The 26,353-nt window shown below is 67.2% G+C and carries 27 protein-coding genes and 3 tRNA genes; 24 read left to right on the top strand and 6 right to left on the bottom strand.

What is annotated here, in order from left to right:
* Positions 1 to 73 precede the first annotated feature (73 nt).
* The 5 genes from O5I81_RS12105 to O5I81_RS12085 all read left to right on the top strand — a co-directional run bounded on the left by O5I81_RS12105 (position 74) and on the right by O5I81_RS12085 (position 5,542).
* The gene (locus tag O5I81_RS12105; RefSeq protein ID WP_271065136.1) at positions 74 to 1,081 is read left to right on the top strand and encodes a nitronate monooxygenase family protein; all 1,008 of its coding nucleotides are present in this window, start codon (positions 74 to 76) and stop codon (positions 1,079 to 1,081) included.
* Positions 1,082 to 1,132: 51 nt separating this feature from the next.
* The gene (locus O5I81_RS12100) at positions 1,133 to 1,537 is read left to right on the top strand and encodes a DUF2177 family protein (RefSeq protein ID WP_271065135.1); all 405 of its coding nucleotides are present in this window, start codon (positions 1,133 to 1,135) and stop codon (positions 1,535 to 1,537) included.
* Positions 1,538 to 1,583: 46 nt separating this feature from the next.
* Complete coding sequence (locus O5I81_RS12095) at positions 1,584 to 1,943, top strand: EthD domain-containing protein (RefSeq protein WP_271065134.1); 360 nt, start codon at positions 1,584 to 1,586, stop codon at positions 1,941 to 1,943.
* An 84-nt stretch (positions 1,944 to 2,027) separates the two neighbouring features.
* Entirely contained in the window at positions 2,028 to 3,737 is a 1,710-nt protein-coding gene (locus O5I81_RS12090; protein WP_271065133.1) for a molecular chaperone HscC, read from the top strand.
* 20 nt (positions 3,738 to 3,757) lie between these two features.
* Positions 3,758 to 5,542 carry a hypothetical protein gene (locus O5I81_RS12085; RefSeq protein WP_271065132.1) on the top strand — a complete coding sequence of 595 codons (1,785 nt, stop codon included), beginning with the start codon at positions 3,758 to 3,760 and terminating at the stop codon, positions 5,540 to 5,542.
* Positions 5,543 to 5,595: 53 nt separating this feature from the next.
* On the opposite strand, the gene O5I81_RS12080 is transcribed toward O5I81_RS12085, so the two are convergent.
* A tRNA-Thr gene (locus O5I81_RS12080) sits at positions 5,596 to 5,670 on the bottom strand.
* A gap of 329 nt (positions 5,671 to 5,999) precedes the next feature.
* On the opposite strand from O5I81_RS12080, the gene murA reads away from it, so the two are divergent.
* From murA to O5I81_RS12010, 14 genes are all read left to right on the top strand, one after another.
* Positions 6,000 to 7,286 carry a UDP-N-acetylglucosamine 1-carboxyvinyltransferase gene (murA, locus tag O5I81_RS12075; RefSeq protein ID WP_271065131.1) on the top strand — a complete coding sequence of 429 codons (1,287 nt, stop codon included), beginning with the start codon at positions 6,000 to 6,002 and terminating at the stop codon, positions 7,284 to 7,286.
* Positions 7,283 to 7,714, top strand: a complete 432-nt coding sequence (locus tag O5I81_RS12070) for a DUF2948 family protein (RefSeq protein WP_271065130.1) — start codon at positions 7,283 to 7,285, stop codon at positions 7,712 to 7,714. The genes murA and O5I81_RS12070 overlap by 4 nt, the downstream gene beginning before the upstream one ends.
* A gap of 24 nt (positions 7,715 to 7,738) precedes the next feature.
* Positions 7,739 to 8,878: an aspartyl protease family protein gene (locus tag O5I81_RS12065; RefSeq protein ID WP_271065129.1), complete on the top strand. Its 1,140-nt coding sequence runs from the start codon at positions 7,739 to 7,741 to the stop codon at positions 8,876 to 8,878.
* Between the two features lie 50 nt (positions 8,879 to 8,928).
* Positions 8,929 to 10,212: a histidinol dehydrogenase gene (hisD, locus tag O5I81_RS12060; RefSeq protein ID WP_271065128.1), complete on the top strand. Its 1,284-nt coding sequence runs from the start codon at positions 8,929 to 8,931 to the stop codon at positions 10,210 to 10,212.
* 25 nt (positions 10,213 to 10,237) lie between these two features.
* Positions 10,238 to 10,711, top strand: coding sequence for a UPF0262 family protein (locus O5I81_RS12055; RefSeq protein ID WP_271065127.1), 474 nt, complete (start codon positions 10,238 to 10,240; stop codon positions 10,709 to 10,711).
* Positions 10,708 to 11,172, top strand: coding sequence for a low molecular weight phosphatase family protein (locus O5I81_RS12050; protein ID WP_271065126.1), 465 nt, complete (start codon positions 10,708 to 10,710; stop codon positions 11,170 to 11,172). The genes O5I81_RS12055 and O5I81_RS12050 overlap by 4 nt, the downstream gene beginning before the upstream one ends.
* Positions 11,173 to 11,288: 116 nt before the next feature.
* Entirely contained in the window at positions 11,289 to 11,507 is a 219-nt protein-coding gene (infA, locus tag O5I81_RS12045; RefSeq protein ID WP_166573809.1) for a translation initiation factor IF-1, read from the top strand.
* A gap of 4 nt (positions 11,508 to 11,511) precedes the next feature.
* Positions 11,512 to 12,090 (top strand): nucleoside triphosphate pyrophosphatase, encoded by a 579-nt coding sequence (locus tag O5I81_RS12040; RefSeq protein WP_271065125.1) that lies wholly within the window; start codon positions 11,512 to 11,514, stop codon positions 12,088 to 12,090.
* On the top strand, positions 12,087 to 13,130 hold the full coding sequence (locus tag O5I81_RS12035) for a ribonuclease E/G (protein WP_271065124.1): 1,044 nt from the start codon (positions 12,087 to 12,089) through the stop codon (positions 13,128 to 13,130). The genes O5I81_RS12040 and O5I81_RS12035 overlap by 4 nt, the downstream gene beginning before the upstream one ends.
* Positions 13,127 to 13,294, top strand: coding sequence for a DNA gyrase inhibitor YacG (gene yacG, locus O5I81_RS12030; RefSeq protein ID WP_271065123.1), 168 nt, complete (start codon positions 13,127 to 13,129; stop codon positions 13,292 to 13,294). Before O5I81_RS12035 ends, yacG begins: the two co-directional genes overlap by 4 nt.
* 82 nt (positions 13,295 to 13,376) lie before the next feature.
* Positions 13,377 to 13,452: transfer RNA gene (locus O5I81_RS12025), tRNA-Phe, on the top strand.
* A gap of 523 nt (positions 13,453 to 13,975) precedes the next feature.
* The gene (locus tag O5I81_RS12020) at positions 13,976 to 14,872 is read left to right on the top strand and encodes a MotA/TolQ/ExbB proton channel family protein (protein WP_271065122.1); all 897 of its coding nucleotides are present in this window, start codon (positions 13,976 to 13,978) and stop codon (positions 14,870 to 14,872) included.
* Between the two features lie 5 nt (positions 14,873 to 14,877).
* Entirely contained in the window at positions 14,878 to 15,327 is a 450-nt protein-coding gene (locus O5I81_RS12015; protein WP_271065121.1) for a biopolymer transporter ExbD, read from the top strand.
* A gap of 5 nt (positions 15,328 to 15,332) precedes the next feature.
* Positions 15,333 to 16,052, top strand: coding sequence for an energy transducer TonB (locus tag O5I81_RS12010; RefSeq protein WP_271065120.1), 720 nt, complete (start codon positions 15,333 to 15,335; stop codon positions 16,050 to 16,052).
* Between the two features lie 374 nt (positions 16,053 to 16,426).
* Here the strand turns inward: O5I81_RS12010 and O5I81_RS12005 are convergent, their stop codons facing one another.
* The gene (locus tag O5I81_RS12005; RefSeq protein ID WP_271065119.1) at positions 16,427 to 17,311 is read right to left on the bottom strand and encodes an alpha/beta hydrolase; all 885 of its coding nucleotides are present in this window, start codon (positions 17,309 to 17,311) and stop codon (positions 16,427 to 16,429) included.
* A 90-nt stretch (positions 17,312 to 17,401) separates the two neighbouring features.
* Between O5I81_RS12005 and O5I81_RS12000 the strand changes: the two genes are divergently transcribed.
* Positions 17,402 to 17,478: transfer RNA gene (locus O5I81_RS12000), tRNA-His, on the top strand.
* Positions 17,479 to 17,556: 78 nt separating this feature from the next.
* On the opposite strand, the gene O5I81_RS11995 is transcribed toward O5I81_RS12000, so the two are convergent.
* The gene (locus O5I81_RS11995) at positions 17,557 to 18,672 is read right to left on the bottom strand and encodes an ankyrin repeat domain-containing protein (protein WP_271065118.1); all 1,116 of its coding nucleotides are present in this window, start codon (positions 18,670 to 18,672) and stop codon (positions 17,557 to 17,559) included.
* Positions 18,673 to 18,842: 170 nt separating this feature from the next.
* Here O5I81_RS11995 and O5I81_RS11990 point away from each other — a divergent pair, with 170 nt between their 5' ends.
* The 3 genes from O5I81_RS11990 (at position 18,843) to O5I81_RS11980 (ending at position 21,481) form a co-directional block, all read left to right on the top strand.
* Positions 18,843 to 19,742: an aminoglycoside phosphotransferase family protein gene (locus tag O5I81_RS11990; RefSeq protein WP_271065117.1), complete on the top strand. Its 900-nt coding sequence runs from the start codon at positions 18,843 to 18,845 to the stop codon at positions 19,740 to 19,742.
* A gap of 248 nt (positions 19,743 to 19,990) precedes the next feature.
* A complete protein-coding gene (locus O5I81_RS11985) occupies positions 19,991 to 21,130 on the top strand; it encodes a pentapeptide repeat-containing protein (RefSeq protein WP_271065116.1) in 1,140 nt (379 codons plus the stop codon).
* A 114-nt stretch (positions 21,131 to 21,244) separates the two neighbouring features.
* A complete protein-coding gene (locus O5I81_RS11980; RefSeq protein ID WP_271065115.1) occupies positions 21,245 to 21,481 on the top strand; it encodes a hypothetical protein in 237 nt (78 codons plus the stop codon).
* 12 nt (positions 21,482 to 21,493) lie between these two features.
* Here O5I81_RS11980 and O5I81_RS11975 read toward each other — a convergent pair whose 3' ends face one another.
* A complete protein-coding gene (locus O5I81_RS11975) occupies positions 21,494 to 22,132 on the bottom strand; it encodes a glutathione S-transferase family protein (RefSeq protein ID WP_271065114.1) in 639 nt (212 codons plus the stop codon).
* 194 nt (positions 22,133 to 22,326) lie between these two features.
* On the opposite strand from O5I81_RS11975, the gene O5I81_RS11970 reads away from it, so the two are divergent.
* Positions 22,327 to 22,986 (top strand): hypothetical protein, encoded by a 660-nt coding sequence (locus tag O5I81_RS11970; protein ID WP_271065113.1) that lies wholly within the window; start codon positions 22,327 to 22,329, stop codon positions 22,984 to 22,986.
* Positions 22,987 to 23,129: 143 nt separating this feature from the next.
* Here O5I81_RS11970 and O5I81_RS11965 read toward each other — a convergent pair whose 3' ends face one another.
* Together O5I81_RS11965 and O5I81_RS11960 are read right to left on the bottom strand one after the other, a co-directional pair.
* Complete coding sequence (locus tag O5I81_RS11965) at positions 23,130 to 24,026, bottom strand: DUF5050 domain-containing protein (RefSeq protein ID WP_271065112.1); 897 nt, start codon at positions 24,024 to 24,026, stop codon at positions 23,130 to 23,132.
* A gap of 165 nt (positions 24,027 to 24,191) precedes the next feature.
* Positions 24,192 to 26,336, bottom strand: a complete 2,145-nt coding sequence (locus tag O5I81_RS11960; RefSeq protein ID WP_271065111.1) for an amylo-alpha-1,6-glucosidase — start codon at positions 26,334 to 26,336, stop codon at positions 24,192 to 24,194.
* Between the last annotated feature and the right edge of the window lie 17 nt (positions 26,337 to 26,353).

Here is a 26,353-nt window from a genome sequence, read left to right as displayed (position 1 = left end):
AAGGACACGGTTGCACGATTCAAACGGTTGTTATATTTACAGCGTATATCAACTCCGCCCAAGGTGACACTCCATGGCTCTGCCGCCCGTTCTTCGCGACCGTCTCCGCCTGCCGGTCATCGGCTCGCCGCTGTTCATCATCTCGGGACCGGAGCTGGTCATCGCCCAGTGCAAGGCCGGCGTGGTCGGCAGCTTCCCGTCCCTGAACGCCCGGCCGATCAGTCAGCTGGACGAGTGGCTGGCGCAGATCACCGAGGAACTGGCCGCCTGGGACAAGGCCAACCCCGATACGCCTTCGGCCCCCTATGCCGTCAACCAGATCGTCCACCGGACCAACAACCGGCTCGAGGAGGACATCGAGATGTGCGCCAAGTACAAGGCGCCGATCATGATCACCTCGCTGGGGGCCCGCGAGGACGTCAACAACGCCGTCCACGCCTGGGGCGGCATCACCCTGCATGACGTCATCGACAACCGCTTTGCCCACAAGGCGGTCGAGAAGGGCGCCGACGGCCTGATTCCCGTGGCGGCGGGGGCGGGCGGCCATGCGGGCGGGCTGTCGCCGTTCGCCCTGATCCAGGAGATCCGCGAGTGGTTCGACGGGCCGGTGGCCCTGTCCGGCTCGATCGCCAACGGCAAGTCGATCCTCGCCGCCCAGGCCATGGGAGCCGACCTCGCCTACATCGGCTCGGCCTTCATCGCCACCCAGGAAGCCCGCGCCATGCAGGGCTACAAGGACATGATCGTCGACAGTTCGGCCAGCGACATCGTCTATTCCAACCTGTTCACCGGCGTGCACGGCAACTACCTGCGCCCCTCGATCGTGGCGGCGGGCCTCGACCCCGACAACCTGCCGCAGAGCGATCCGTCGAAGATGAACTTCGGCTCGGGCGGCAACCAGGAAGCCAAGGCCTGGCGCGACATCTGGGGCTGCGGCCAGGGCATCGGCGCCATCAAGGACATCCCGACCGTGGCCCAGATGGTCGCCCGCCTGTCGGCCGAGTACGAGGCGGCCAAGGCCGAACTGGCGGCCAAGACGGCCCTGACCGCCGGCGCCGCCATGGCGCTGGCCGCGGAGTAGCCCTTGGCGGGGGCTCCCGACGCGCTAGCTTCAGCGCGAAGGGAGCCTGCCATGCTGCAATATATCGTCGCCTACATCGCCGCCGCCGGGGTCTTCGTGGCGGTGGACTTCGTCTGGTTGGCCTTCATCGCCCAGAAGCTCTACCAGCGTGAATTGGGCCCGCTGCTGCTGGAAAAGCCGCTGATGAGCGCGGCCGTGCCCTTCTACCTGCTGTACCTGGTCGGGGCCGTCTACTTCGGAACCCGGCCCGGGCTGGAAGCCGGATCCTGGACCGTGGCCCTGTTCAACGGCGCCCTGTTCGGCCTCATCGCCTACGCCACCTACGACCTGACCAACATGGCGACCCTCAAGGGCTTCAGCTGGACGGTGGTGGCCGCCGACCTGTGCTGGGGCGTCTTCATCACCGCCACCGTGGCGACGGCCGGCTATTTCGCGGCGGGCCTGGTCAAGGGCTAGGCGAACGCAGGGGCAAGGTCGCATCCTCCCGTTCCGGAGGACGCCGATGATCAAGATCACCTTCTGCCTGACCCGCCTGCCGCATCTGACGCGGGAGGAGTTCCAGAGCTATTGGCGACAGACCCATGCGCCGCTGGTCGCCGCCCGGGCGGAGCTGCTGAAGATTCGCCGATACGTCCAGAGCCACAGCCTGCCCGACGAGGCTTTTGCCGCTCTCGCGGCCAGTCGCGGTGGCCCGCCGGCCTATGACGGTGTGGCGGAACTCTGGTGGGACCGTATCGAGGACCTCGGCAGCGACGATCCGGCGGTGCGCAAGGCGGGTCTCGAGTTGCTGGAAGACGAGCGCAAGTTCATCGATCTGACCAGGTCGCCCCTGTTCCTTGTGGAGGAGCACCAGATCGTTTGAATCCACCGCCCCCTCTTGCGAAGCCTCGGCCCTCGAATGCTAGAACGCAGGGTGGCCTGATGAGGCTTTCTGGGGGGTGTAGGCGTGATCATCGGTATCGATCTGGGGACCACCAACTCGGCGGTCGCCATTTGGCGTGACGGTCGGGCGGAGCTGATCCCCAACAGCCTGGGCCATACCCTGACGCCGTCGGCGGTCAGCGTCGATGAGAAGACCGGTGAGATCATGGTCGGCCTGGCGGCGCGTGAACGCCAATCGACCCATCCAGACCTGACGGCCACGGTCTTCAAGCGCTACATGGGTTCGCAGCGGTCCACGACCCTGGGCAAGGCCAGCTACCTGCCCGAGGAGCTTTCGGCCCTGGTGCTCAAGAGCCTGAAGGCCGATGCTGAAGCCCATCTGGGCCAGCCGATTTCCGAGGCGGTTATCACCGTGCCGGCCTACTTCAACGACAAGCAGCGCAAGGCAACCCGTAAGGCAGGCCAGCTTGCGGGGCTGAAGGTCGAGCGACTGATAAACGAGCCGACGGCGGCGGCGCTGGCCTATGGCATCCACGAACTGGAGGCCGAATCGCAATTCCTGATCTTCGACCTCGGCGGCGGCACCTTCGACGTCTCGATCCTGGAGATCTTCGAGGGCGTGATCGAGGTACGGGCTTCGACCGGCGACAACCGGCTAGGCGGCGAGGACTTCAACGAAATCCTGGTGAACGCCTTCAAGGACGCCAAGGGATCGGCGCTGCCGGGTTGGAACGATCCGGAGGCGGCGCTGGTCGGCGAACGCATCCGCGAGGCGGCCGAACGGGCGCGGCGAGCTTTGAGCACCGAGGACAGCGCCGAGATGAGCGTCACCTGGGGCGGCGCGGTCCACAGCCTGAGCATCACCGCCGAGATGTTCGAGACCAAGGCCGCCGCCCTGCTGGAGCGGCTGCGCGAGCCGGTCCTGCGGGCGTTGCGGGACAGCGGGATCCGGGCCCAGGACCTGGGCGAGATCGTCATGGTCGGCGGCTCGACCCGCATGCCGCTGGTGCGCAAGACGGTGACGCGCATGTTCGGGCGCTTCCCAGCCAACCGGGTCAATCCCGACGAGGCGGTGGCGCTGGGCGCGGCGGTACAGGCGGGTCTGAAGGCGCGGGATGTGGCGCTGAAGGAGGTCGTCCTGACCGACGTCTGCCCCTACAGCCTGGGTATCGATGTCGCCGACGAGCGGCCGGATGGCAGTGTAAGATCCGGCCTGTTCTCCCCGATCCTGGAGCGCAACACGGTGATCCCGGCCAGCCGGGTCGAGTCCTATTTCACCATGCGAGACAACCAGCCGGTGATCACCTTCGGCATCTACCAGGGCGAGTCGCGCAACGTGGCCGAGAACGTGAAGCTGGCCACCATGAAGATGCCCGTGCCGCCGGCTCGTCGCGGCGAAATCGGCATCGAGGTGCGCTTCAGCTACGACATCAACGGGCTGCTGGAGGTTGATGTGCATGTGCCGCGCACCGGCGAACGCAAACAGATGGTGATCGTCGATGAGGAGGCGGCCGCGGCGCCGGACTTCGAAGAACGGCGCAAGGCGCTGTCGGCCCTCAAGCAGCATCCGCGCGAGCATGACGCCAACAGGGCGGCCCTGGCCCGGGCGGCTCGCTGTTACGAGAAATTCCTGGGTGAGAACCGGGAGTACATCGCCCATCTGACCCGCAATTTCGAGACCGTGCTCGAAAAGCAGGACCTGAAGGCCATCGACGTGGCGCGGGGAGAGTTGCTGCAGATGCTGGACGGGCTCGAGGGGGAGACCTGGCTTTGAGCCAGCGATCAATCTGGGATGTGCTCGGCCTCGAGGCGACCGACGAAGAGCGGGAGCTGAAACGCGCCTATGCCCGCCGCCTGAAGCTCACCCACCCCGAGGATGATCCGGAGGGATTCCAGGAGCTGCGGGCGGCCTACGACATGGCCCAGCGCTACCAGTGGCATCGCCGCCAGGAGGCCTTCCACGCGGAAATGGAGGCCCTGGAGGCAGCCGATGCGGAGGCCGCTGAGGGGGGCGAGGAGATCCGGCCGCCTGAGCCTCCGTCCGAACCGGAACCCACGCCGGTTGTGGAGATCGTCCAGCCGCTGCCTGATCGGCCGATGACCGACGAAGAACGGTTCAACGCCGCGTTTCAGGCCGAGGTCGATGCGCTGCACGAGGATGTCGCGGCGATGCGCGAGATGCTGGCGGCCAAACCGATGCCAAGCATCACGGTCCGCGAGAAGTTCGAGGCCATCCTGGCCTCGCCGGCCCTCGACAACCTGGGCGTGGCGGGCAATTTCGAGCCCTGGATCGAGCAGGTTCTGATCGCCGAGGCGCCAGCCTCCGACCTGTTGATTCCCGTCGCCATTGATCACTTCCGCTGGCGGGTTGATGAAGACGCGCGGTATCGGCGGGTCGGCGACATGGCCCTGGCGCGCGAGGCGGACCTGCATGTTCTGCGGCAGCTAGGGCGACGCAGCCACTCGCAGTACAAGCCCTACAAGGCTTTGACGACCCCGCCGACCCGTTGGAATCGCCTGCGCTGGCAGGCCGAGCCTGGTCTGGAAGAGCGGGTGATGGTCTTGCTGGACGGGATCCGCGACTCCCGGCCGGGTCTCGTTCAGAACCTGAACGCCGAGGCCGTCGCCTGGTGGGACGCAACCGCCTCAAGGCCGCGGATCGGGCTCGTAGCGGCCACCGCGTTCCTGGTCATGCCGTTCCTTGTTCTGCTGGCCGTCGCACCGGGCGAGGTCAGCGGTTGGTGGCCCCTTTCGCTGCTGCTCTCCGGAGCGATCAGCGGCGCCTATTTCTACGGCGTGGTTCGCTCGCGCATCGCCTGGCTGGCCGGCAAAGGCGAGGGCGCCGCGGCCTGGAAGCGCTACGGCTGGGCGGGTCTGGGCCTGTCGCTGCCGGCCCTTGGGGCTGTGGCCGTGGTTTCCGGCATCGACCTGTCCATCGGCGCCCTTCTGCTTTGGGGCGTGGGGCTGGTCGCGTCCGGCTGGGCGCGGGTGACGGGCGAACCGGCCTTTCCCGCCCCCATCCAGCGTACGGTCGCCCTGGTGGGCTTCCAGCGCACCGTGAGAGGAATGCTGAGGTTCGGATATCTGCTGGCGATGTGGGTGATCGCTTCGCTGTACGCCGGTGACGAGCGGTGGTTGCTGATGCTGGTCGCGGGGGCGGCGTCGACGCTGGTCTTCCTGACCGGCGGCGGAAGTCTTCAGGCCATCGTGGAGCGGATCGAGCCCAAGGGGCGAGCGCCTTACTATGTGCCGGTGGCGACCGGGGTGCTGATTCTGGCCGTGGCCTGCGCCGCCGCTTCCAGGGTTCCGGAGCTGACGCCGTGGCTGGGGGCGATGGTCGGCGCTGTCGCCCTTCTGGACGTGGTGCTCGACAGGGTATTGAGCGAGGACCAACTGACCCGCCGGGCCTGGCTGTCCGCGGCCTTGCTGCCGGGGGTCTGGATGGTGAACTCGATGATGCACGGGATCGATACGGTCCCGATGGGCGTGTTCGGCTCCTGGATTCTGATGCAGTCGGTCATGACGCTGTGGCAGGCCAGTCGCCGGGATTCGGGCAAGAGCGAGTTGAGCGGGCTGTAGGATCCTGCCGGGGAATTCTCGACCCCAGCCCGATCACGGGCTGGGGGAGATGCTGGTGCCGCCGGGCAGGATTGAACTGCCGACCTCAGCCTTACCAAGGATGCGCTCTACCACTGAGCTACGGCGGCGAAACAGGCGAGGCGCGCCTAGTAGCGAAAGTCGGCGAGGAGGCAAAGGGAAAAATCGGCTTGACCGCAATTCATCGCATGGCTCCCTTTGCGGCCATGTCCAAACCTGCTGACGACAAGGCCGAAAAGGAGGCGCGGTTGGCGGTCGCCCTGCGGGCCAACCTGCGGCGCCGAAAGGCAGCCAAGCGAGCGTCTGCACCGGAAAAGCAAGACGATCCCGACAAGGCCTGACAGGGTCGTGACAGCTTGGACGTGGCGCGCGGGGCTCGCGCCCGCTAAAGGCCATTCTTTGCGCCCGATTGCCCCGGCGCGAACATCTGAGGGACTGGATGGACAGCATCGCCATCACCGGCGGCACTCGCCTGAACGGGGAGATCCCGATCAGCGGCGCCAAGAACTCGGCCATCAAGCTGATGGTCGCCAGCCTGCTGACCGAAGAGCCCCTGCGCCTGACCAACATGCCGCGCCTGCGGGATACACGGTTCCTTGGCCAGTTGCTGCAGCACCTGGGCACCAACATCACCGAGAGCGACGGGCCGGACGGGCCGGAATCGGTGCTGCACACCAGGACCATCCGCAGCCATTTCGCCACCTACGACCTGGTCCGCCAGATGCGGGCCAGCTTCAACGTTCTGGGACCCCTGGTGGCCCGTAACGGTCAGGCCAAGGTCTCGCTGCCGGGCGGTTGCGCCATCGGCGGGCGGCCCGTCGACCTGCACCTCAAGGCCATCGAGGCGCTGGGGGTCACCATCGATCTGCACGAGGGCTACGTCTACGCCCAAGCCCCGCGCGGCCTGAAGGGCGCCGACATCGAGTTTCCCATCGTCTCGGTCGGGGCGACCGAACACGCCATGCTGGCCGCCGTGCTGGCCAAGGGCGTGACCCGCCTGGGCAACGCCGCCTGCGAGCCGGAGATCGAAGACCTGGCCGACTGCCTCAACGCCATGGGCGCCCAGGTGGAAGGGGCGGGGACCCCGGTCATCACCATCACCGGCGTCAAGAAACTGCACGGCGCCAGCCATGCGGTGATCACCGACCGTATCGAGGCCGGCACCTATGCGGTGGCGGCGGCGATGGCCGGCGGCGAGGTCCGCCTGACCAACACCCGTGCCGACCTGATGGAGGCCCTGCTGGTCAAACTGGAGGAGGCCGGCGTCGGCGTCACCCGGCTGAACGACGGGGTGGTCATCAAGCGCAACGGGGCGCGGCTGAAAGCGGTCAACATCGACACCGCGCCGTACCCGGGCTTCGCCACCGACCTGCAGGCGCAGTTCATGACCCTGATGACACTGGCCGAGGGCGAGAGCGTCATCCGCGAGACCATCTTCGAGAACCGCTTCATGCACGCGGCCGAACTGGCGCGGCTGGGGGCCGACATCACCGTCTCGGGCAGCGAAGCGCGGGTGCGCGGGGTCGATCACTTGGAAGGCGCGCCGGTCATGGCCACCGACCTGCGGGCCTCGGTCGGGCTGGTCATCGCCGGGCTGGTGGCGACGGGCGAGACGACGGTCAGCCGGGTCTATCACCTCGACCGCGGCTTCGAGCGGCTGGAAGACAAGCTCAACGCCTGCGGGGCCGAGGTGCGCCGTATCCACGGGGACGGGATCGACGAATGAGCGAGCCCGCGCCGCTCCGCCTGATCGCCGAGGACGGCGAAGACCTGGCCGTCCTCTCGGCGGCCCTGCAGGACGCTGTCGGCAAGATCGGCGACATCCGGTTCGAGGCCGCGACGCGGACCCTCACCATCGGCCTGAACCGCTTCCGGTGGGAGGCTAAGGGCAAGGAAGGCATGCGCGTGCGCAGCGGCCTGCAAATCGCCAGCGTGCTGCAAGTCCAGAGCCGCCGGCTGCGGCGCGAGGCCCGCGAGGCGGTGCTGTCGCTGCTGGGGATGACCTTTGAACCGGGTGACGAGCCGGGCGGGACTATTGTCCTGACCTTCGCCGGCGGCGGCGAACTGCGGGTCGCGGTCGAATGCGTCGATGCCGCCCTGGCCGACGTCTCGGCGCCCTGGCCCACCCCGCGCCGGCCGGCGCACGAGGACTGAATTCTCCAGCTTGAGGTTCCGGACATGCTGACCCGCCGTCTCCTGATTGCCCTCGGCGCATCGCTACCCATCGTCGGCGCGGCGCGCGCGCAGACAGGAGCCATCGTCGCCAAGGTGCGGCTGGAGAATGGCCGGGTCGTGATCGACACCCACCTCAACGGCAAGGGTCCGTATGCCTTCGTCATTGACACCGGCGCCGTGGTCAGCGGCGTTGAGGACGACCTGGCCAGGTCGCTGGGCCTGAAGCTCATCCGCCAGGTCCGGCTGAACAACGGCCGGACTTTTCCGCTCTACGGGGTCGATGAGCTGGTGCTCGGCGGTGCGGTGCGCCAGCAGGACGCCAGCCTCTTCGGGCTCAAGGCTGATCTGCGCGGCGGCGACGGCCTGATCGCTGCCGGCTTGATGACCACACATGACAGCATTCTGGATTTCGACCGTGAGGAGTGGCGGCTGTACCCCGGCGGCCTGGGCGCACGGCCAGGCTACAGCGAGCTGGATTCCGAAATTCAGCTCGATCCGGGCAGCAATGGTTCCCGGAGGATTTCGGTGCAGGCCGTGCTCGACGGCAAGCGCCTCAAGCTGCTGATCGATACCGGTGCGCCGAGGATGGTGGTTCTGGACCCGGACATCGGCAAGGGGCTGGGGTACTGGGACGACACCAAGGTGTTCGCCCCCGCCGCCTTCAGCGGCATCACCGGAACGCTCGACAAGTCAGGCCGGACGGTTCGCGGCAAGCTGTTGGAGATTGGTCCAGGGCGGTTTGAACGACCACTGGTGACCACCCGATACCCCGGCGCCCCGGTCATTCGCGGCTTTGATGGAATCATCGGCCTGCCGGTTCTGGAGCGGCTGAACCTGTCGGTTGCGGCTGCCGCCCGTCGTCTGTGGGTGCAACCCAACGGTCGGCCACAGCGGCGGGAAGCCGTAAATCGTAGTGGCCTTTGGCTCGATCCGGCCAAGGGTGGCGCGCGGGTCGCGGTGGTCGCGACCGGCAGTCCGGCCGCCGCGGCGGGCCTCAAGGTCGGGGACCGCATCGCCGGCCCGGCGGAGTTTGGCGAGGTGCTGCGCTTGCTCGGCGGGGCGGCCGGCGAAACGGTGACCTTGCGTTTGGAAGGGCCGGCTGGCGCGCGGGACGTGAGCTTCGTTCTGGCGGACTACGTCTGAGCCACCCGTTTTCCCTTGATCTGACGGCCAAAGGCGCCAAGTGGAGCGCCATGCGCCAGTTCCGCTTCAGCGACCCCGATTTCCAGACCGCCTTCGCCGACTTCCTGGACGAGCGGCGCGGCCAGCCGGCCGATGTCGACGCGGCCGCCGCCGAGGTCATCGCCGGGGTCAAGGCGCGGGGCCTGGAAGCGGTGCTCGACTACACCGCCCGCTTCGACCGGGTGACCCTGACCGAAGACACCATCCGGGTCTCACCCGAGGAGATCGCCGAGGGCGTCGCCGCCTGTGATCCCAAGGTGCGTGAAGCCATCGCTTTCGCGGCCAGACGCATCCGCGCCTATCACGAGCGCCAGCGGCCGGCCGACCAGCGCTGGACCGACGAGGCCGGCGTCGAGCTCGGCTGGCGCTGGGGGGCTCTGGAGAGCGTGGGCGTCTATGTCCCGGGGGGCAGGGCGGCCTATCCCTCGACGGTGCTGATGAACTGCGTGCCGGCAAACGTCGCCGGCGTCGATCGCATCGCCATGGTCACCCCGCCCGGCAAGCTGCAGCCGGCGGTGCTGGCGGCGGCGGCGGAAGCGGGGGTCACCGAGATCTGGCGCATCGGCGGGGCCCAGGCGGTGGCGGCGCTGGCCTATGGGGCCGGGCCGATCCGGCCGGTCGACAAGATCGTCGGGCCGGGCAATGCCTATGTCACGGCCGCCAAGCGGCGGTTGTATGGGGTGGTCGGCATCGACGCCCTGGCCGGACCGTCGGAGATCGTCGTGGTCGCCGACGCCGACAACGATCCCGAATGGATTGCCGGCGACCTGCTGTCCCAGGCCGAGCACGACCCGGCGGCGCAGTCTATCCTGATCACTGACGACGAGGTCCTGGCCGAGGCGGTCGAGGCCGCCGTGCAGCGGCGCCTGAACACCCTGGCCACCGGCGAGGACGCCGCCGCCAGCTGGCGCGACCATGGGGCGGTGATCATCGCGCCCCTGGCTCACAGCCCGGCCCTGGTCGACGCCATCGCCCCCGAGCACGTCGAGTTCTGCACCGCCGATCCCGATTCGCTGGCCGACCAGGTGCGGCACGCCGGGGCCATCTTCCTGGGCAAGTACACGCCCGAGGCGCTGGGCGACTATGTGGCCGGCTCCAACCACGTGCTGCCGACCAGCCGGGCTGCGCGGTTCCAGTCGGGCCTGTCGCTGTTCGACTTCCTAAAGCGCACCTCGGTGATCAACGCCGGCAAGGCCGGGTTCGCGATCCTTGGGCCGCACACCGTCGCCCTGGCCGAGGCCGAGGGTCTGCCGGCTCACGCCTTGTCGGCGGCGCTGAGGTTGCCGAAGCCGTGAACACGGCTATCCTGCACCGCAACCCATGACCGAAAAAGCCGCCCATCGCCTGCAGAGCATCGAGCTCGACGAGGATTCGCTGTCGGCGGCCTCGCGTGACCAGGAGCAGGAGCGGCAGGTCGCCATCTTCGACCTGCTGGAAGACAACTACTTCGAGCCGGCGGGCGCCGAAGCGGGCCCGTATGACGTCAAGATCGCCCTGGTCGAGAATCGGCTGGTGATGGCCATCTCGGGGCCGGGCTACGAGCAGACCCATGTGCTGTCCCTTTCGCCGTTCCGGACGGTGATCAAGGACTACTTCATGATCTGCGAGAGCTATTACGCCGCCATTCGCAACTCGACGCCGGCGCAGATCGAAGCCATCGACATGGGCCGGCGTGGCCTCCACAACGAGGGCAGCGCGCTGTTGCAGGCCCGGCTTGAGGGCAAGGTGAAGACCGACCTCGATACGGCCCGGCGACTGTTCACCCTCATCTGCGCGCTGCATTGGCGGGGATGAGCCCGTTCGACGCCACGCCCGGCGCGGTCCTGTTCACCTGCAACTTCAACCGGGTGCGCTCGCCCATGGCCGAGGCGCTGATGAAGCTCGCCTATGGCACAGCCATCTTCGTCGACAGCTGCGGCCTGAAGGCCGATCCCGCCGACCCCGGCATGGACCCGTTCGCCGCCGTGGTGCTCGAGGAGCTGGGCATCGAGGCTCAGGGTCACATGCCAAAGACGTTCGACATGCTGGAGGACGACAGCTTCGACGTCGTCATCTCCCTGACCGCCGAGGCGCAGCACCGGGCGGTCGAGCTGTCGCGGGGCAGGGCGGTCGATATCGAATACTGGCCGACCTATGACCCGACCCTGGCGACCGGCTCGCGCGAGCAGGTCCTCGATGCCTACCGCCAGGTCCGCGACGAGCTGTACGGACGGATTCGGCGCCGATTTGGCCGGGTTGTCACGGCCGGTGGATAGCCATCGACCTTTGCCCCCGCTTTGCGTTATAAGGCCCGCCACCGAGCGACGGCTCGCGCTCCGAATCGGGTGCGCGGGCCGTGTTGCTTTGCGGAATGACCTAACTGAGAGGCCGAATGGCTAAGGAAGAACTGCTCGAGTTTCCGGGCACCGTCAGCGAGTTGCTGCCCAACGCGACGTTCCGCGTGACGCTCGAGAACAACCACGAGATCATCGCCCACACGGCGGGCAAGATGCGCAAGAACCGTATCCGCGTGCTGGCCGGCGACAAGGTCCTGGTCGAAATGACGCCCTACGACCTGACCAAGGGCCGCATCACCTACCGCTTCAAGTAAGCCGATGACCAGCCGCCTGGTGCTGGGCAGCGCCAGCCCCCGCCGCCTGCAGCTTCTGGCCCAGGTCGGCGTGACGCCGGATCTGGTCGATCCCGCCGACATCGACGAGACCGTCCTCAAGGACGAGACGCCGCGCATGCTGGTCAAACGACTGGCGACCGGCAAGGCCTCGGCCGTGGCCGCGAGGCATCCGGACGCCTTCGTGCTGGGGGCGGACACCATCGTCGCGGTCGGGACCCGCGTGCTGGGCAAGCCGGAGGGCGAGGCGGACGCGCGGCGGATGCTGAAGCTGCTGTCGGGGCGCAACCACAAGGTGCTGACCGGCGTCGCCGTGGTCGCCCCGGGCGGCCGGACCGCCAGCCGCATCGTCGAGAGCCGCATCACCTTCAAGCGGCTGACCCAGGCCGAGATTGACGACTTCATCGCCTCGCGCGACTGGGACGACGCGGCCGGCGGCTACAAGATCCACCAGCGGGCCGGCGCCTTCGTCACCAACCTGCAGGGCAGTTTCACCGGCGTGGTCGGCCTGCCGCTCTATGAAACCCTGGCGCTGCTCACCGGCCTCGGCTGGAAACAGCCGTGAGCCGGCGGGAAGCCTTTCTCGATCGGGGCGTCGGCGAGACGCGGGGCGTGGTGCTGCTCGATGGGCGGCCCGAGCGGCTGCTGATCCAGCGGGACGGCGATGCGCCGGCCCTGATGGTCGGGGCCCGTAGCGTGGCGCGGGTGCGCAGCGTCGAGGCGGCCTTCAATTCGGTCTTCCTGGATATGCCGGACGGGGCGGAGGCGATCGCCCCGCTGCGGACCGATGCGGAGAAGCCGGTGCGCGGGGCGTCCGTCGAGGTGGAGATTCGTGGTGAGGCCCGGCGCGGCAAGCTGGCCAACGCCTGGCTGCTGGGGGAAGGACAGGGCGCTCCGCGCCTTCTGAACCCCGCGCCGTCCATCGAGGAAGAACTGCGCCAGCTTTCCAGGGCCGACATGGTCACCATGGGCGATGAGGCCCGGGTGGTCGCCGACGAGGCCGAGGACGAGGCCCTGGCGGTCGTCCACGCCCTGCCGGGCGGCGGCAGCCTGGCCATCGAACCTACGCGCGCCCTGACCGCCATCGACGTCGATACCGGCGAGCGGACCGGAGGCGATTCGAAACGGGTGTCGCGGGCCGCCAACCTGGCGGCCATCACCCAGGCGGCCCGGCTGCTTCGGCTCAAGGGCCTGGGCGGGCTGGTGGTCATCGACCTGGCCGGTCGCGGCCACGACGGGACAGCGATTCTGGCCGCCATGCGTGCGGCCTTTTCCGCCGACAACCCTGGGGTAGCGATTGGGCCGGTCAGCCGGTTCGGGACGCTCGAGCTGACCATCCCGCGGCGGCGCCAGCCGGTGCTGGAGCGCCTGCTGGACGAGAGCGGTCGCCTCAGCCCCCTGAGCGCCGCGCTGAGGCTGGCGCGGCTGATCGAGCGGGAGGGCAGGGCGGACCCCGGCGGACGGCTGGAGGCGCGCTGTGGGCCGCTGGTCGCCGAATCCTTCAAGAGCCTGCAGCCGGCCCTGGCCGAGCGGCTCGGCGGGCGATTCACGCTCTCACCCCAGGCTGGATGGCCGACTGATCGTCTTGAAGTGACTGCATCATGAGCAATGGCTGCCCGATCTGCGCCAAGCCGGTCTCACCCGACTTCCGGCCCTTCTGCTCCAAGCGCTGCGCCGATGTGGACCTGCATCGCTGGCTGTCGGGGACCTATGTCATCCCCGGTCTGGACGACGACCCGCCCGCCGATGACGGCGAGGGTGACGAATAATCTCTCAAAACCCTGCTGGACTTGCGCGAGTCCCTCTTTTATAGACCCGTCTCCCGCGAGGCGGGGCCTTTCCAGGGCATAGGCCTGAGTAGCTCAGTTGGTAGAGCAGCGGATTGAAAATCCGCGTGTCGGTGGTTCGAATCCGCCCTCAGGCACCACTCCCCCAAGTCCCTCGGCGAACCCTCCAGATCTGTAGCGGTTGATATGCTTCGCCCGCCGCGCGAACCGTCCAAAAATCCACTCAATCGACAAACGTCGTTCCGCCGATTTGTTGCAGTGCAGCATGTGCTTTCCCCCGCAAAGGGAAATTTCTTCGAACGATGAGGCATTCCGCGTGCTGCAACGCAACATAAGCCCGTGGAACGATGGGTGTCGCAGAACATTCATGTTGCACTGGCCCCTTGACGATACAGAAAGGGGTTGCCAAAGGGCCACTGCGCCAAGTCTAACTTGGTGGAGATCGCGTGGGGTTTCCGACCGCACGTGATTTATGCGCCTTCAAAACGTCTTCGCTGGTTTGCACAAACAGCGACAGGCGGATTGGGTCGGGCGCAGCGAAAGCGTCTCGTTCGTGGTCCATTCCGGATCGCGCGCGGGCAACAATTAGTCTAGGGTAGAGACGCTTCCGCGCGACGACCCTTCGGTCCAATAAGTGCTAGACCAAGCAGGAACTGGCGAAAGATGCTCGACAACAAACGAAAGACCCCCCTCATCGCTATGATCGGCGCTCTGGCGCTGATGGCGAGCGCCCCCGCTTTCGCTCAGGAAGCCGCGGCTCCCACTGCCGACGCCGCCGCCGCTCCGGCCGCTGCTGCTCCGGCGACCCCCGCCGCGGATGCCCCCGCGCCGGCCGAAGAAGGAAAGGCCCCGCCGACCATCGACAGCCATGGCGGCAAACTGACCCCGATCACCATGTTCCTCGACGCGGAACTGATCGTTAAGGTCGTCATGATCGGCCTGATCCTGGCCTCGATCTTCAGCTGGGTCCTGCTGATCACCAAGCTCATCGAGTTCGGCTCGCTGAACCGCAAGTCGGACCGCTTCGTCGAAGCTTTCCGCGGCGCCAAGTCGATCAACGACATGGGCCGTATCGCCATCTCCGAAGAGTTCGAAGGCAACCCGCTGGCCGACATGGCCGCCGCGGCCGCCTCCGAAGTCGAGCTGTCCCGCCAGGCGGGCCTGCAGGTCGGCGGCGAGCACCGTGAATCGACCATCGCCCGCGCCCAAACGGCCGTCGGCGCTGTTCAGTCCACCCTCTCCAAGCGCCTTTCGGGCGGCATGACCTTCCTGGCCTCGGTCGGTTCGTCGGGTCCGTTCATCGGTCTGTTCGGTACGGTGTACGGGATCATGAACTCCTTCATCGGTATCGCGAACACCAACACGACCAACCTGGCCGTCGTCGCGCCGGGTATCGCCGAGGCCCTCCTGGCCACCGGTATCGGTCTGTTCGCCGCCATCCCCGCGGTTATCTTCTACAACTACTTCCAGACCCGCATCTCGGGCTTTGGGGTCCGCACCGATGGTTTCACCGCTGAACTGATGAACGCCATTTCCCGGCAGCTCGACAAGGGGGCCTAACGCAGATGGCCGCCAAACTCGCAGGCTCCGGCGGCGGCGGCAGGTACCAGGTCGAACAGAACAGCGAGATCAACGTTACGCCCTTCGTGGACGTCATGCTGGTCCTTCTGATCATCTTCATGGTGGCTGCGCCTCTCGCCAGCGTGTCGGTCGAGCTGAAGCTGCCCAAAGCGGTGGCGAAGCCCAGGCCGAACCCGCCTAAGCCGGTCTATATCTCGATCCAGAAAGGTGGGGCCCTGTACATCGGGGACTTCCCCACCGACCTGGCCTCCATTGGCGACGACCTCAAGAAGCAGATCGGGACGCGGGACCCCTCGAAAGAGCGGATCTTCATCCGGGCTGACAAAGAGGTCCGGTACGGAACCTTCATGACCGTGTTGAACGCGCTGCAGGATAACTACTTCTACAGCGTTGCTCTGATCGGTCAGGATGACAGCCGGGCCGAGGGTCAGTAACGCCCATGACAGATCAGACCGTCGATATCACCCACCCGCTCCACAACCCGTTTGATGCTCCCAAGCAGAAGACGAGTCCGGTAGCGTGGATCGTCGCTCTCGGCTTTGTGCTGCTGATCCATGCGATCATCGGCTACTACCTCTACACGATGCGCTTCACCATCAAGGAGCGGATCTTCGAGGACGAGAAGCTGGACACCCAGCTGATCAAGCCGCCGCCGCCGCCTCCGCCGCCGCCGCCGCCGCCGCCTCCGACGGATAAGCCTCCGCCGCCGGCCAAGCTGCAGCCGCGTCCGCCGGTCGCCGTGCCGGATAACATCCCGCCGCCGCCGATCCTGCAGGCTCCGCCTGTCGAGAAGCGGGAAGTCCAGCCGCCGGCTCCGCCGATCCTGGCTCCGCCGGCTCCGCCGGCGCCGCCCCGGAACCCGGTGATCACCAGGCCGGACTGGGTGCGCAAGCCGAGCGGCGACGCCGTGAACCGGGCCTATCCGGATCGGGCTCTGCGCCAGAACGTCAGTGGCAAGGTCACCCTGTCCTGCACCGTCAACGCCGACGGTACGGTCAGCGGCTGCTCGGTGATCTCGGAAAACCCGACCGACTACGGCTTCGGGGACGCCGCGATCCGCCTCAGCAAGCAGTTCAAGATGCGGCCTCAAACCGCGGACGGACAGCCTGTCGGCGGCGCCAGTGTCAAGATCCCGCTGGCCTTCACGGCTCCCGAGTAAAGACAGCCCTTACCGGCGACAAAGCGAAGGCCCTGGAGGAAACTCCGGGGCCTTTTGCTATTGGCCCTGGTCCGATCAGAGGGCAGGCGGCTATCGAAGCGGCAGGATCATTATACCCCACCCGGGCTTCGCAACCGCCGATTCCGCCACCAGCCGGCGACCCTTGTCCGACGGCGCAAGGGGTTGAACGGGGGGCGCCGGCGGCGGGCGGGAGGGGCGAGGGTGGGGCTTAGGTGGGCCGATGGTAGGGCGACCGGGGGAGCGGCTTGCGACAAGGTGGGTCTGACGCGCTGGCGAAAAGCCGTCAGGCGGCGGAATGCGGCCGTTCAGGCGCCATCATCCGCCGCAATATGTCTAGACATATTCATATTCGCTCAGGCCAGGGCCAGGTTCCTGGCCTTCAGCCAGGCCTCCAGGCGTTCGTTCACGGCCTCGGGCGCTTCCTGCTGCACCCAGTGGGAGACGCCGGGCAGGCGATTGAGGGTCAGGTCGCTGACCAGGCCCTCGTAGCCTTCGGTGAGCTCCAGGCCGAGGGCGGCGTCCTCCTCGCCCCAGACCATCAGGGTCGGGGTCTCGATGACCGGACAGCTGGCCCGGGTCCAGCGGTTCAGTTCGCTGGTGTTGGCCCGGTAGTAGTTGATCATCGCCGTCATGGCGCCCGGCTTCAGGGCGTTGGCGCGGTAGTGGGCCAGCACCTCTTCGGGGAAGCGGCTCTTGTCGATGGCCATGCCGGAGAAGGCCTGGCCGATGGCCTTGGCGCCGTTTCGGGTCAGGGCCCATTCGGGCAGCCAGGGCAGCTGGAAGAAGACGGCGTACCAGGACTTCTTCCGCTGGGCGGGGCTGGACCTGTAGACCTCCTGGAAGACCACCGGGTGCGGCACGTTCATGATCACCAGTCCGTCGAGGGGCCGCCGCCGCTCGATGGCGAAGGCCCAGGCGATCAGCGCCCCCCAGTCGTGGGCGACCAGCAGGCGCTTCTTCGCGCCCAGGGCGTCGTAGAGGGCTTCCACGTCGTCCAGCAGATGCGGCAGTCGGTAGGCGGCCTTGCCGGCCGGCCTGCTGCTGTCGCCGTAACCGCGCAGGTCGGGGGCGACGACCCGCCAGCCCAGCTTCGCCAGCAGGGGCATCTGGAAGCGCCAGGAGAAGCGGCTTTCGGGGAAGCCGTGCAGGCAGAGGGCGACGTTGTCGCCTTCGCCGCATTCGTCGATGGTGAAGGTCAGGCCGTTGGCCTCGATCTGGCGGGTTCGGATGGCGGTCATGGCCCCAGCCTGCGGGCGGAACCCGGTTCGCGCAAGTGTGCCTTGATCGATTCGCCCGAAGCGACTAAACGAACGCCTCTTCGATGGCATGCCGCCTTAGCTCAGCTGGTTAGAGCGCTAGATTGTGGATCTAGAGGTCCTCGGTTCGAACCCGAGAGGTGGTACCATCGGAGCTCCAACGGGCCGGCGCGCAAGCGTCCGGCCCGTTTGCATTTCAGGACGGCGTCCTGCCGGCGGTCACCCGCTCACCGGCGGTAGTCAGGCGGGTCAAGGGGCATGGGGGCGGGGTTCAGCGCCACCCACTGCACGGCCAGTTGGCACAGGTCCGCGGCGGCCCCGTCGCGGGTTCGGACCTCGGCGACGAGCTTCGCCGCACGGTCCAGGTCCTCCGGCGGCAGGGACGCCCCCGACGCCAGGTGCGTCAGAAGAGCTCTGGTCATCTTGCGGTAGTCGGCGTCCCAGTTGCCGCCGCCGTTGCCCTCGATCTCGTTGGCGACGCGGCCGGTGATGCGGATGACCTCGCCCTGAACCGTCGAGGCGGCTCCGCCCGAGGGAACCAGCGTGTCCCAGAGCTCCTGATGCTGGTCCTCCCAACGCTTCGAGCGCGCGACGATGGGCGTTCGGCCGTCGTGCATGATCCGGCGAGGGACCGGGGTCACGCCGAACAGCTGGTACAGCCGGTCTAGCGCGGCGCTGGTGGCGTCGACGGAGTCGGGGTTGAAGCCCTGGCGGTGAAACTCGAAGGTCTCCCCGATGCGTTGGACGAGTTCGCGCATCCGGGGCGTGACGGAAGCGCGGCTCTCGGTGCGCCGGAAGACGCCCTTGATCAGGGCGCCCAATCCCTTGGCCGGTTGAGGATCAGCCGGGAGCAGGAGCGCCGCGATATCGGCCATGGCCGGGATGTCGATGTTGCTGCATCGCTGAAGCGCGGCCTCAAGCGGGGTCAGCTTCATGACGTTCAGGGCGTCAGTGCGGGCGCCCTGGTCGATCAGGCGGCGGACGGCATCGAGATTGGCGAACTGTGCGGCGCAATGGAGCGGCGTATCGCCTTGATAGTCCACGGCGTGGATGTCGGCGCCTAGTTCCAGGAGGAGGCCGATCTCGCCCCTTCGGCTGGCCGCGCGGGCGTGCAGAGCGGTGCGCTGGTAGCTGTCCCGCGCCTCGATATCGGCGCCTTGACCGACCAGCCAGCGACCAAGGTCGTCCGGGCAGTCGAGAAACGACAACGTCGTATGCTTGCTGTAGCCACCGCGGGCCTCAAGGTCGCAGACGTCGAACACCGCCCTCAGCGCCGCGAGGTCGCCCGCCTTGAGCATGACGTCGAAGTCCTTCGGAAGCAGTTTTCTCTTGGCCTTGGCCATGGCGTTGTCTCAGGCTCGCGTTGCGATGGGCACTATCCGATGTCGGGGACGATCAGGCGAGAGAGAAGCCGACCGTTGAAGGTCGAGGCGAAGCGGGAGATCGGAATGGGAGCAGACGTCGTGGACAGGACAATAGGAAGCCCCAGACGCCGGCCCTGGAGGGAGGTCTGATGGAAGCCCGGACCAGACCTTTCATCAATACCGCGCTGGTCGAGCGGCTGATCGCCGCGCAGTTTCCGCAATGGGCCGATCTGGCCGTTCGCCCCGTGCCCGAGAGCGGCTGGGACAACCGCACCTTCCGCCTCGGCGCGGAGATGCTGGTCCGGCTGCCGAGCGCCGCCTGGTACGCGCCGCAGGTCGAGGCCGAGCACGGCTGGCTGCCGGTCCTGGGGCCGGGGCTGCCCTTGCCGATCCCGCAGCCGCTGGCGCGGGGAGAGCCGGGCGAGGGCTATCCCTGGCCGTGGACGGTGGCGCGGTGGATCGAGGGGGAGACGGCGATGTCGGCCGGGGTCGGCGGCGACGCGGCCTTTGGAGCGGACCTGGCCCGGTTTCTGTCGGCCTTGCAGGGCCTGGACGCGGCCGAAGGGCCGGCTCCGGGCGTTCGCAACTTCCACCGGGGCGGGGACCTGGCGACCTATGACGGCGAAACCCGGGCGGCGATCGGGAGGCTCGATGGCCGGTTCGATGCGGCGGCGGCGACGGCGGTCTGGGAGGCGGCGCTGGCGGCGCGGTTCGAGGGGCCGGCGGTCTGGGTGCATGGCGACGTCGCGCCGGGAAACCTGCTGGTGCGGGACGGGCGGCTGTGCGCGGTCATCGACTTTGGCGGCATGGCGGTCGGCGACCCGGCCTGCGACCTGGCCGTCGCGTGGGCGTTTCTGGAGGGAGGCGCCCGCAGCGCCTTTCGGGCCGGGCTGCCGCTGGACGCCGGGACCTGGGCGCGAGGGAGGGGGTGGGCGTTGTGGAAGGCGCTGATCCTGGCGACAGGGCTGGCGCAGGCGAAAGCGGAGGAGGTGGCGCGGGCCGGGGCGACGCTGCCGGTTGTGGTGAGCGAGCCGCTCGACCTAACCTAGGCTCTATCTGGGCCGGATTGAGTGCACTGTCATCACAATTGCCGCTGGGAAAAACGAGCCCGTTCTATGCATTGTTGCCCGCTTGGAGGCAGGGCGGAACGCTAGGCGGGCCGGGCTGGCTCGGGTGACTGGGGCGAGCCGAGGCGTGATGCGGTTTGATGCGCGCCAACACCGTCTAGCCCCGGCGTGCAGTTGTTGGGCGAGTCAGGCTATTCCTTCTCGCACCGCTTGTGGAGGATTTGATGTAGATGGCTGATGCCGATGACTTGGACTTGCTCTTCTCTGGCGCGTCCGACCTTTCGAAGTGTGACTTCCGATCTGCCGATCTATCCGGCATAGACCTTAGGGGGCGCAACTTGGATGGATGCCTTTTCGCTAAGGCAAATCTAACAGGTGCGAACCTGTCAGGCATGCGCCTCCCTGGCGTTGTGCTTAGTCAAACTGATCTTTCTGGCGCTGATCTATCTGGTGCGGATTTGTCCACAGCCCAAATGATCAAGACGAACTTCCAGGGAGCCAACCTTAAGGCGGCAAATTTCACCGCATCCCGGAGCCGCGGCGGCAAGCCTACTGGGGCTGCCTTGTATGGGGCGAAGTTTGATCGAGCTGACCTTAGGGGGGCCGACTTTCGCGGCGTATCCATGAATGAGGAATGCACGCTCGACGATGTAGTCGTTGATGAGAACACGCTGTTTGACGGTGTCAAACTTCTGCGAGCCCTCTCTCGTCTGCCTGCCTTCACGATGTACTCCTTCGAGCGTGGCGAACTCGTTCAGCGGACAGCCTCTGGAGTTGAGGCCGCCGAATTGAGGAGCGCGGTTAGCGACATAGCTCCGCCGAGTTCGTCTGACCTTGACGGTCTGCCGGCGGTTGATAGCGGTCCTGACTCCGTGCATCAGGCTGGCGGTACTACGCTGGCTACGGGTGTTCGGGAGGTAGCGGTCGCCCTGACTGAACGTCTAAAATTAGATTTGACGGCAATTTCGGCAATTAAGCCCAATGATCCGGATGCTCTAAATCTCTACGAACGTTACGTTGAGTTGATGGACCATGTCATCGAGCAACTTCAGTTGGTCGTGAGTCTATTAGGCGCGGCAGAGCAGGCCGGCGACCTTGCACAGAAGCAGCAGGTTGTGAAATCTCGAGCTATTCTAAACGACCTTGGAGCGGTACTCACTGACTGGGCAAAGCAGAACGGTCGCGCGACGCTTAAAGCAGGCATTAGTGTTGGCGGCGTTGCTTTGGCCACACTTGCTATGACTCAGCTTGGCGTGTCCCCGAACATTGCGGTCGGAATATCCACTGCATTCTTTGGTGGCTCTGAGGTCGTAACTGCGGTCGGAAACATTGCCTCAGCAGCATCTTCCAAGAAGGGGGCGGCGGAATAGTCTCTCTCCAAGCCTGAAGAAAAGTGGTTCGTTTTTCCTCCTGTTCACGGAGCTGATGGCACCACGTTACTGCTACAGTCCGCTAAGTATTTTAAAGGGCTGCGCTTCTGCGGCATGGCGGTCGGCGACCCGGCCTGCGACCTGGCGGTGGCGTGGAGCTTTCTGGAGGGAGACGCCCGCAGCGCCTTTCGGGCCGGGCTGCCGCTGGACGCCGGGACCTGGGCGCGAGGGAGGGGGTGGGCGTTGTGGAAGGCGCTGATCCTGGCGACAGGGCTGGCGCAGGCGAAAGCGGACGACCTCGCCAGGGCAGAGGTCGTCCTCTCGGTGGTGTTGGCCGATCCGGCGGCGTGATGGGCCCTGGCGTCAGGCCACGGCCTGTCCAGCGGCCGCGATCAGGGCGTCGTCGATGTCGTCGGCCCGCCGGGCGGCCGGGCGTTGGAGATGGGGCTCGACGTAGGCTTCGAAGGCCGGGCGCTTTTCGATGGAGCCAAAGGTCATGCCCCACGACAGGAACGAGGCGAGGTAGAGATCGGCGGCGGTGAATCCATCGCCAACGAGGTAGGCGCGGTCCCGCACCGCGCCCTCGACGGCCCCCAGAACATCGTCCAGACAACCGAAGCCGAGGGAGACGCGTTGCTCGGGGGTCGGTTCGAGGTTCACGGTCTTGGCCCCCATGGCTTGCTCGACCGGGCCGGCCCCGAAGAACAGCCAGCGGTAATAGGGGCCGCGCAACGGGCTGTCGGCCGGCGGCGCCAGACCCGCCTGGGGGAAGGCGTCGGCGAGATAGGCGCAGATGGCGGCGCACTCAGTGACGACCACGCCGTCGTGGACGATGGCCGGCACCTTGCCCATCGGGTTGATGGCCAGGAAGTCGGGGCGCTTGGTGTCGCCGGTCTCCCAGCGAAGGATCCGGGTGTCATAGGGCTGGCCGATCTCTTCCAGCATCCAGCGGACAACCCGGCCGCGGGACATGGGGTTGGTGTAGAAGACGAGGTTGGACATGGCTGGCTCCGTTGATTGGCGGACCCTAGTCCCTGGCTGCTGACAGGGTTGTGGCAGCAGCAGTCGGCCGTTCGCCGACCGGGAGGTGGTTGCCAAGGACCCGCCGCCCATGCAGCTTGAATGACGGCCACTGAGTAGCAGGGCCAGTTGGGGGGGCTATGCGGCGTTCTATTATCGTCATCCTGGGGTTGGCCGTGGCGATCGCCGGCCCCGCTCACGCTGACACCTTGCCGAGCCAGTTGGCCGACATGGTCGGCGCCGACCCCAAGGCGAACACGGCAGACTGCGTTGCCGCCAAGGCCGACGCCTACGAGTGGAGCGAGGAGAAGGGCAAGAACGCTCTCAGGACCATTGGGCGTATTGCCATCTGGCCGCTGGGTGAGCGGGCCGCTCGCCGTCGCGGAAGGGCGAGAAACGAGGCCCGCGAACTTGTGATGCAGCGGCTTCGCGAGGCGTGCTTCACGCAGCCTGAACTCGTGCGGGCCAGTGCTGTAGCGGGTCAGCGCAGGCCGGGTGGTCGTGGCTATGAAGGCGACGCCGTGTTCAGAACCGGAGCCGGGGGCCGAAACGTCGTTGGCGTGGTGCACCCGGTCCACAATACCATCTGGCTCAGGCCTGGTGGCGGCGAGCCGGGCTTTGCGACCTGGCAACCTGATGACTGGGCCAGGTCGGCCGCATGGGTGATCGCGCCGTCCGGCTGTCAGGTGGCTGAGGATTGGGCGGCTCCCGGCAACACCCGTGAGGTCTCTTTCGTCTGTCCCAGCGGCGTCGATCTGCGCGCTCTGCTGCTGAGCCAGAGTGAACGGGTAAGAGCCGGCGCGCCGCTCCTCCCGGAGGTTGCCGCGCCGCCGTAGCGAGGGACGGCCAACGGGCTGGCCGATCTCTTCCAGCAACCAGCGGACGATCCGGCCGCACGTGGCGGGATGGTCGGCCTGAGCTGCCGGGCGGAACAGGGCCGGACGATGTGCGCCCGGCCCCTTCGTTTGCGTTGAGGCGTCTAGCTGAGATCGACGTACCAGAGCCGGTTGTCGCTGACGCCTTGCCAGGCGATCTTGCCCTTGTAGCCGCCGGGCGTGGACCAGGTCTGCATCGTCTCGCCGACCTGCTGGAGGTCGTCGCCATCGACCGTGCAACGGAACAGGCCGTTGTTGTGCGCGCCCCTGAAATACACCCACCCGGCCGAAGCCAGCGGCGCGGACGGTGAAACGTGCACGACAGTCTTTGAGAGCCGCCGAGCGGGCCCACCTGGCTTGAACGCCAGGAGCAGTTGATCGGGGCCGGATGTCTTTGGGATAGGCGCGCCGCCCGGGCCGGGGATCGTTTGGCCAGCCTCGGGATCGTACGCCTTGAAAACGATGGTCCCGCCGTCATCCACACTGACCGCGCCGTCCACCTTCATGCCGCCGATCGAGGTGCAGGCGCCTCCGGTCAGCGGAACCGTCAGGAGCCGGTTGTCTGTACCCTGAAAATAGACGTTGTCGCCGGCGACCACCGGGCTGGAACTGGTCGTCACATTGTAGTCGAAGATCCCCTGGCCGTGGCGGTCATACCGGAGCAGCCGGTCGTCGGTCCCGTGGAACACGATCCAGTCGTTGTTCACCCACGGGGTCGACATGGTCGCCAGGCCGTATTCCTGACGATCCGAGCCGTCGGTCTTGACCGACTTCAGGGCGTTGTCGGCGCCCATGAAGAAGACCCGATCCCCCGAAACGAAGGGGGTCGTCACCGTTGATTCGTCGTTAAGGCGGATCGGAGAGCCGGACTCGACGGTCGAAACCTTTTTGAGGGCGTTGTCGGTTCCGCGGAAGTAGATCGCGTCGTTGGTGACGCAAGGCGGCGACAGCGTATTGGCGTCGCCGGGATTTATGACGAGGCCTTTGGGAATTTGCGACATCGGACATCTCCTGCACCTCGGCGAAATGCGGAGGAGATGTACCTAGAGGGGAAGCAGTACGAGAGTCGACTCATACGTGTACTTATTATGAGTTATTACTCTCTCAGGCGTCACGAGCCTGCGCTTCTCAGCATGGCTCAGGCGGTCTTTGCGGCGACTGAGCCCTCAGCTGACCGTCGTCACCCGCAGCCGCTCGTGGCAACGCGTCGCTGACGCCACCACCAGCCCTTCGCGCACCCGCTCGAACACCAGGTCCACCTCGCAGTCGCCGACCGCCAAGTTGGGCAGGCTGAGCCGGTTCACCCCGGCCGGCAGACGCGGCCGGGTGATGCGGACCTCGCCGGCGAAGGCGTCGACCTCGATGCCGAGCAGGCTCTGCAGCATCAGGAAGACCGAGCCGGCCGCCCAGGCCTGGGGTGAGCAGCTGACCGGGTAGGGGACGGGGGGCTCGCCCGGGCGGCGGGGGAAGCCGCAGAAGAGTTCGGGCAGGCGCATGCCCATGTCGGAGGCGGTGTCGAAGAGGCCGCGGAGCAGGCGGCCCAGGTGCTCGCGTTCGCCGTAGCGGCCCATGCCGGCGGCGCAGAGGCTGTTGTCGTGCGGCCAGATGGAGCCGTTGTGGTAGCTCATGGGATTGTATCGGCTCTCGCCCCTGGCCAGCGTGCGGATGCCCCAGCCGGTGTTGAAGGCGGCGCCCGACAGGGTCTCGATGACCCGGTTGGCGCGCTCGGGGCTGGGCAGGCCGACGAACAGCAGGTGGCCGGCGTTGGAGGTCAGGGGGCGGCAGAGCCGCCCGTCGCCGTCGATGGCGATGCCGTAGCCGCCGACGTCGTCCATCCAGAAGCGGTCCTCGACGGCCTGGCGCATGGTTTCGGCACGGGCGGTCCAGGCCTCGCCGCCCGGTTCGCCCAGGCGGCTGGCAAGCTGGCCCATGGCCCGCCAGGCGGCGAAGGCGTAGCCCTGCACCTCGACCAGGGCGACGGGGCCTTTGGGAAAGCGGCCGTCGCTGTGGAAGACGCTGTCGTAGCTGTCCTTCCAGCCCTGGTTGGAGAGGCCGGTCTCGGCGGCGCGGGCGTAGTCGATCAGGCCGTCGCCGTTGGAATCGCCTTGGGTTTCAAGCCATTCGACGGCCTTCCTGAGGGCCGGCCAGATCTGGCGGATCAGGACCATGTCGCCGGTGCGGCGGGCGTAGTCGCCGGCCAGGGCGACGAACAGAGGGGTGGTGTCGACGCCGCCGTAGTAGAGGCCGAAGGGCACCTCGCCGAGGGCCGACATCTCGCCCTTGCGGGTCTCGTGCATGATCTTGCCCGGCGCGGAGTCGCGGAAGGCGTTGGTCTCGGTCGACTGGCGGCTGGCCAGGTAGCTGAGCACGCCCCTGGCCAGGCCGGGGTCGAACAGCAGCATCTGCCAGGCGGTGAGGATGCCGTCGCGGCCGAACGGCGTCGAGAACCAGGGGATGCCGGCATAGGGGTAGCGGCCGGTCGGAAGCTCGGTAGTCAGCAGGGCCAGGTCGACCCGCGACTGGGTGGTCCAGCGGTTGAAGGCCGGGCTGTCGCTGCGCGGGGTGACGCCGAGGCGGGCGCGGGTGCGCATGGCCTTGCGGGCCGCGGCGGTGGCGATGCGGAAGCGGCGCTCGTCGGGAATGTCCTCGAAGGCGGGGCCGACCTCGAGGAAGAGCTCGTAGGAGGTGCGGGGCTGGAAGCTGGCCAGGAAGTCGGCGCGGTCGGGGTAGAGGCGGGCCGGGGGCTCGGAGAAGGCGATGACGCTGGTGCGGACGACGCCGTCGAGGCCCTCGTAGCGGAAGCTGACCTGGCGGCCGTTGATGACCGGACGTTCGAGGCGGCCGCGCTTGCGGCGGGTCTGGCCGCGGACCTCGAAGATGTCCTTGAAGTCGGCGGCGAACTCGATGGAGAGGGGGGCCAGCACCTCGTCGAGGCCGTGGTTGGTCAGCCTGATACGCTCGTACAGGCGGTCGGCGTGGACGACGCGCTGGCGCTCGACGTGAAGGACGCCGGGCGGCACCTGGCGCCCGCCGGCCGGGGGCAGGGGGCGGTTGGCGCCGTGGAAGGTGAAAACGACATTATCGCTGGAGACCCCGGAGCTGAGCAGGGTCGGGCCGCTGCCGCCGATCAGAAGCTTGAGGCGGGACAGAATGCGGGTGTCGGCGTCGAACAGACCGTCGGAGCCCCCGAGGATGTCGCCGTGACCGTCAGCCACCAGGAAGCAGTCGCCGGCCTTCAGCGCCAGCATGCGCAGGGGGCCTTCGTCGCGATGTTCGTCCAGGGCCGGGGCGATGACGGCGATATCGTTCATGCAGTCTCCCGGCTGTG

The organism is Caulobacter sp. NIBR1757, assembly GCF_027912495.1.
GTDB lineage: Bacteria > Pseudomonadota > Alphaproteobacteria > Caulobacterales > Caulobacteraceae > Caulobacter.
This window is presented reverse-complemented; position numbering and strand designations above follow the sequence as displayed.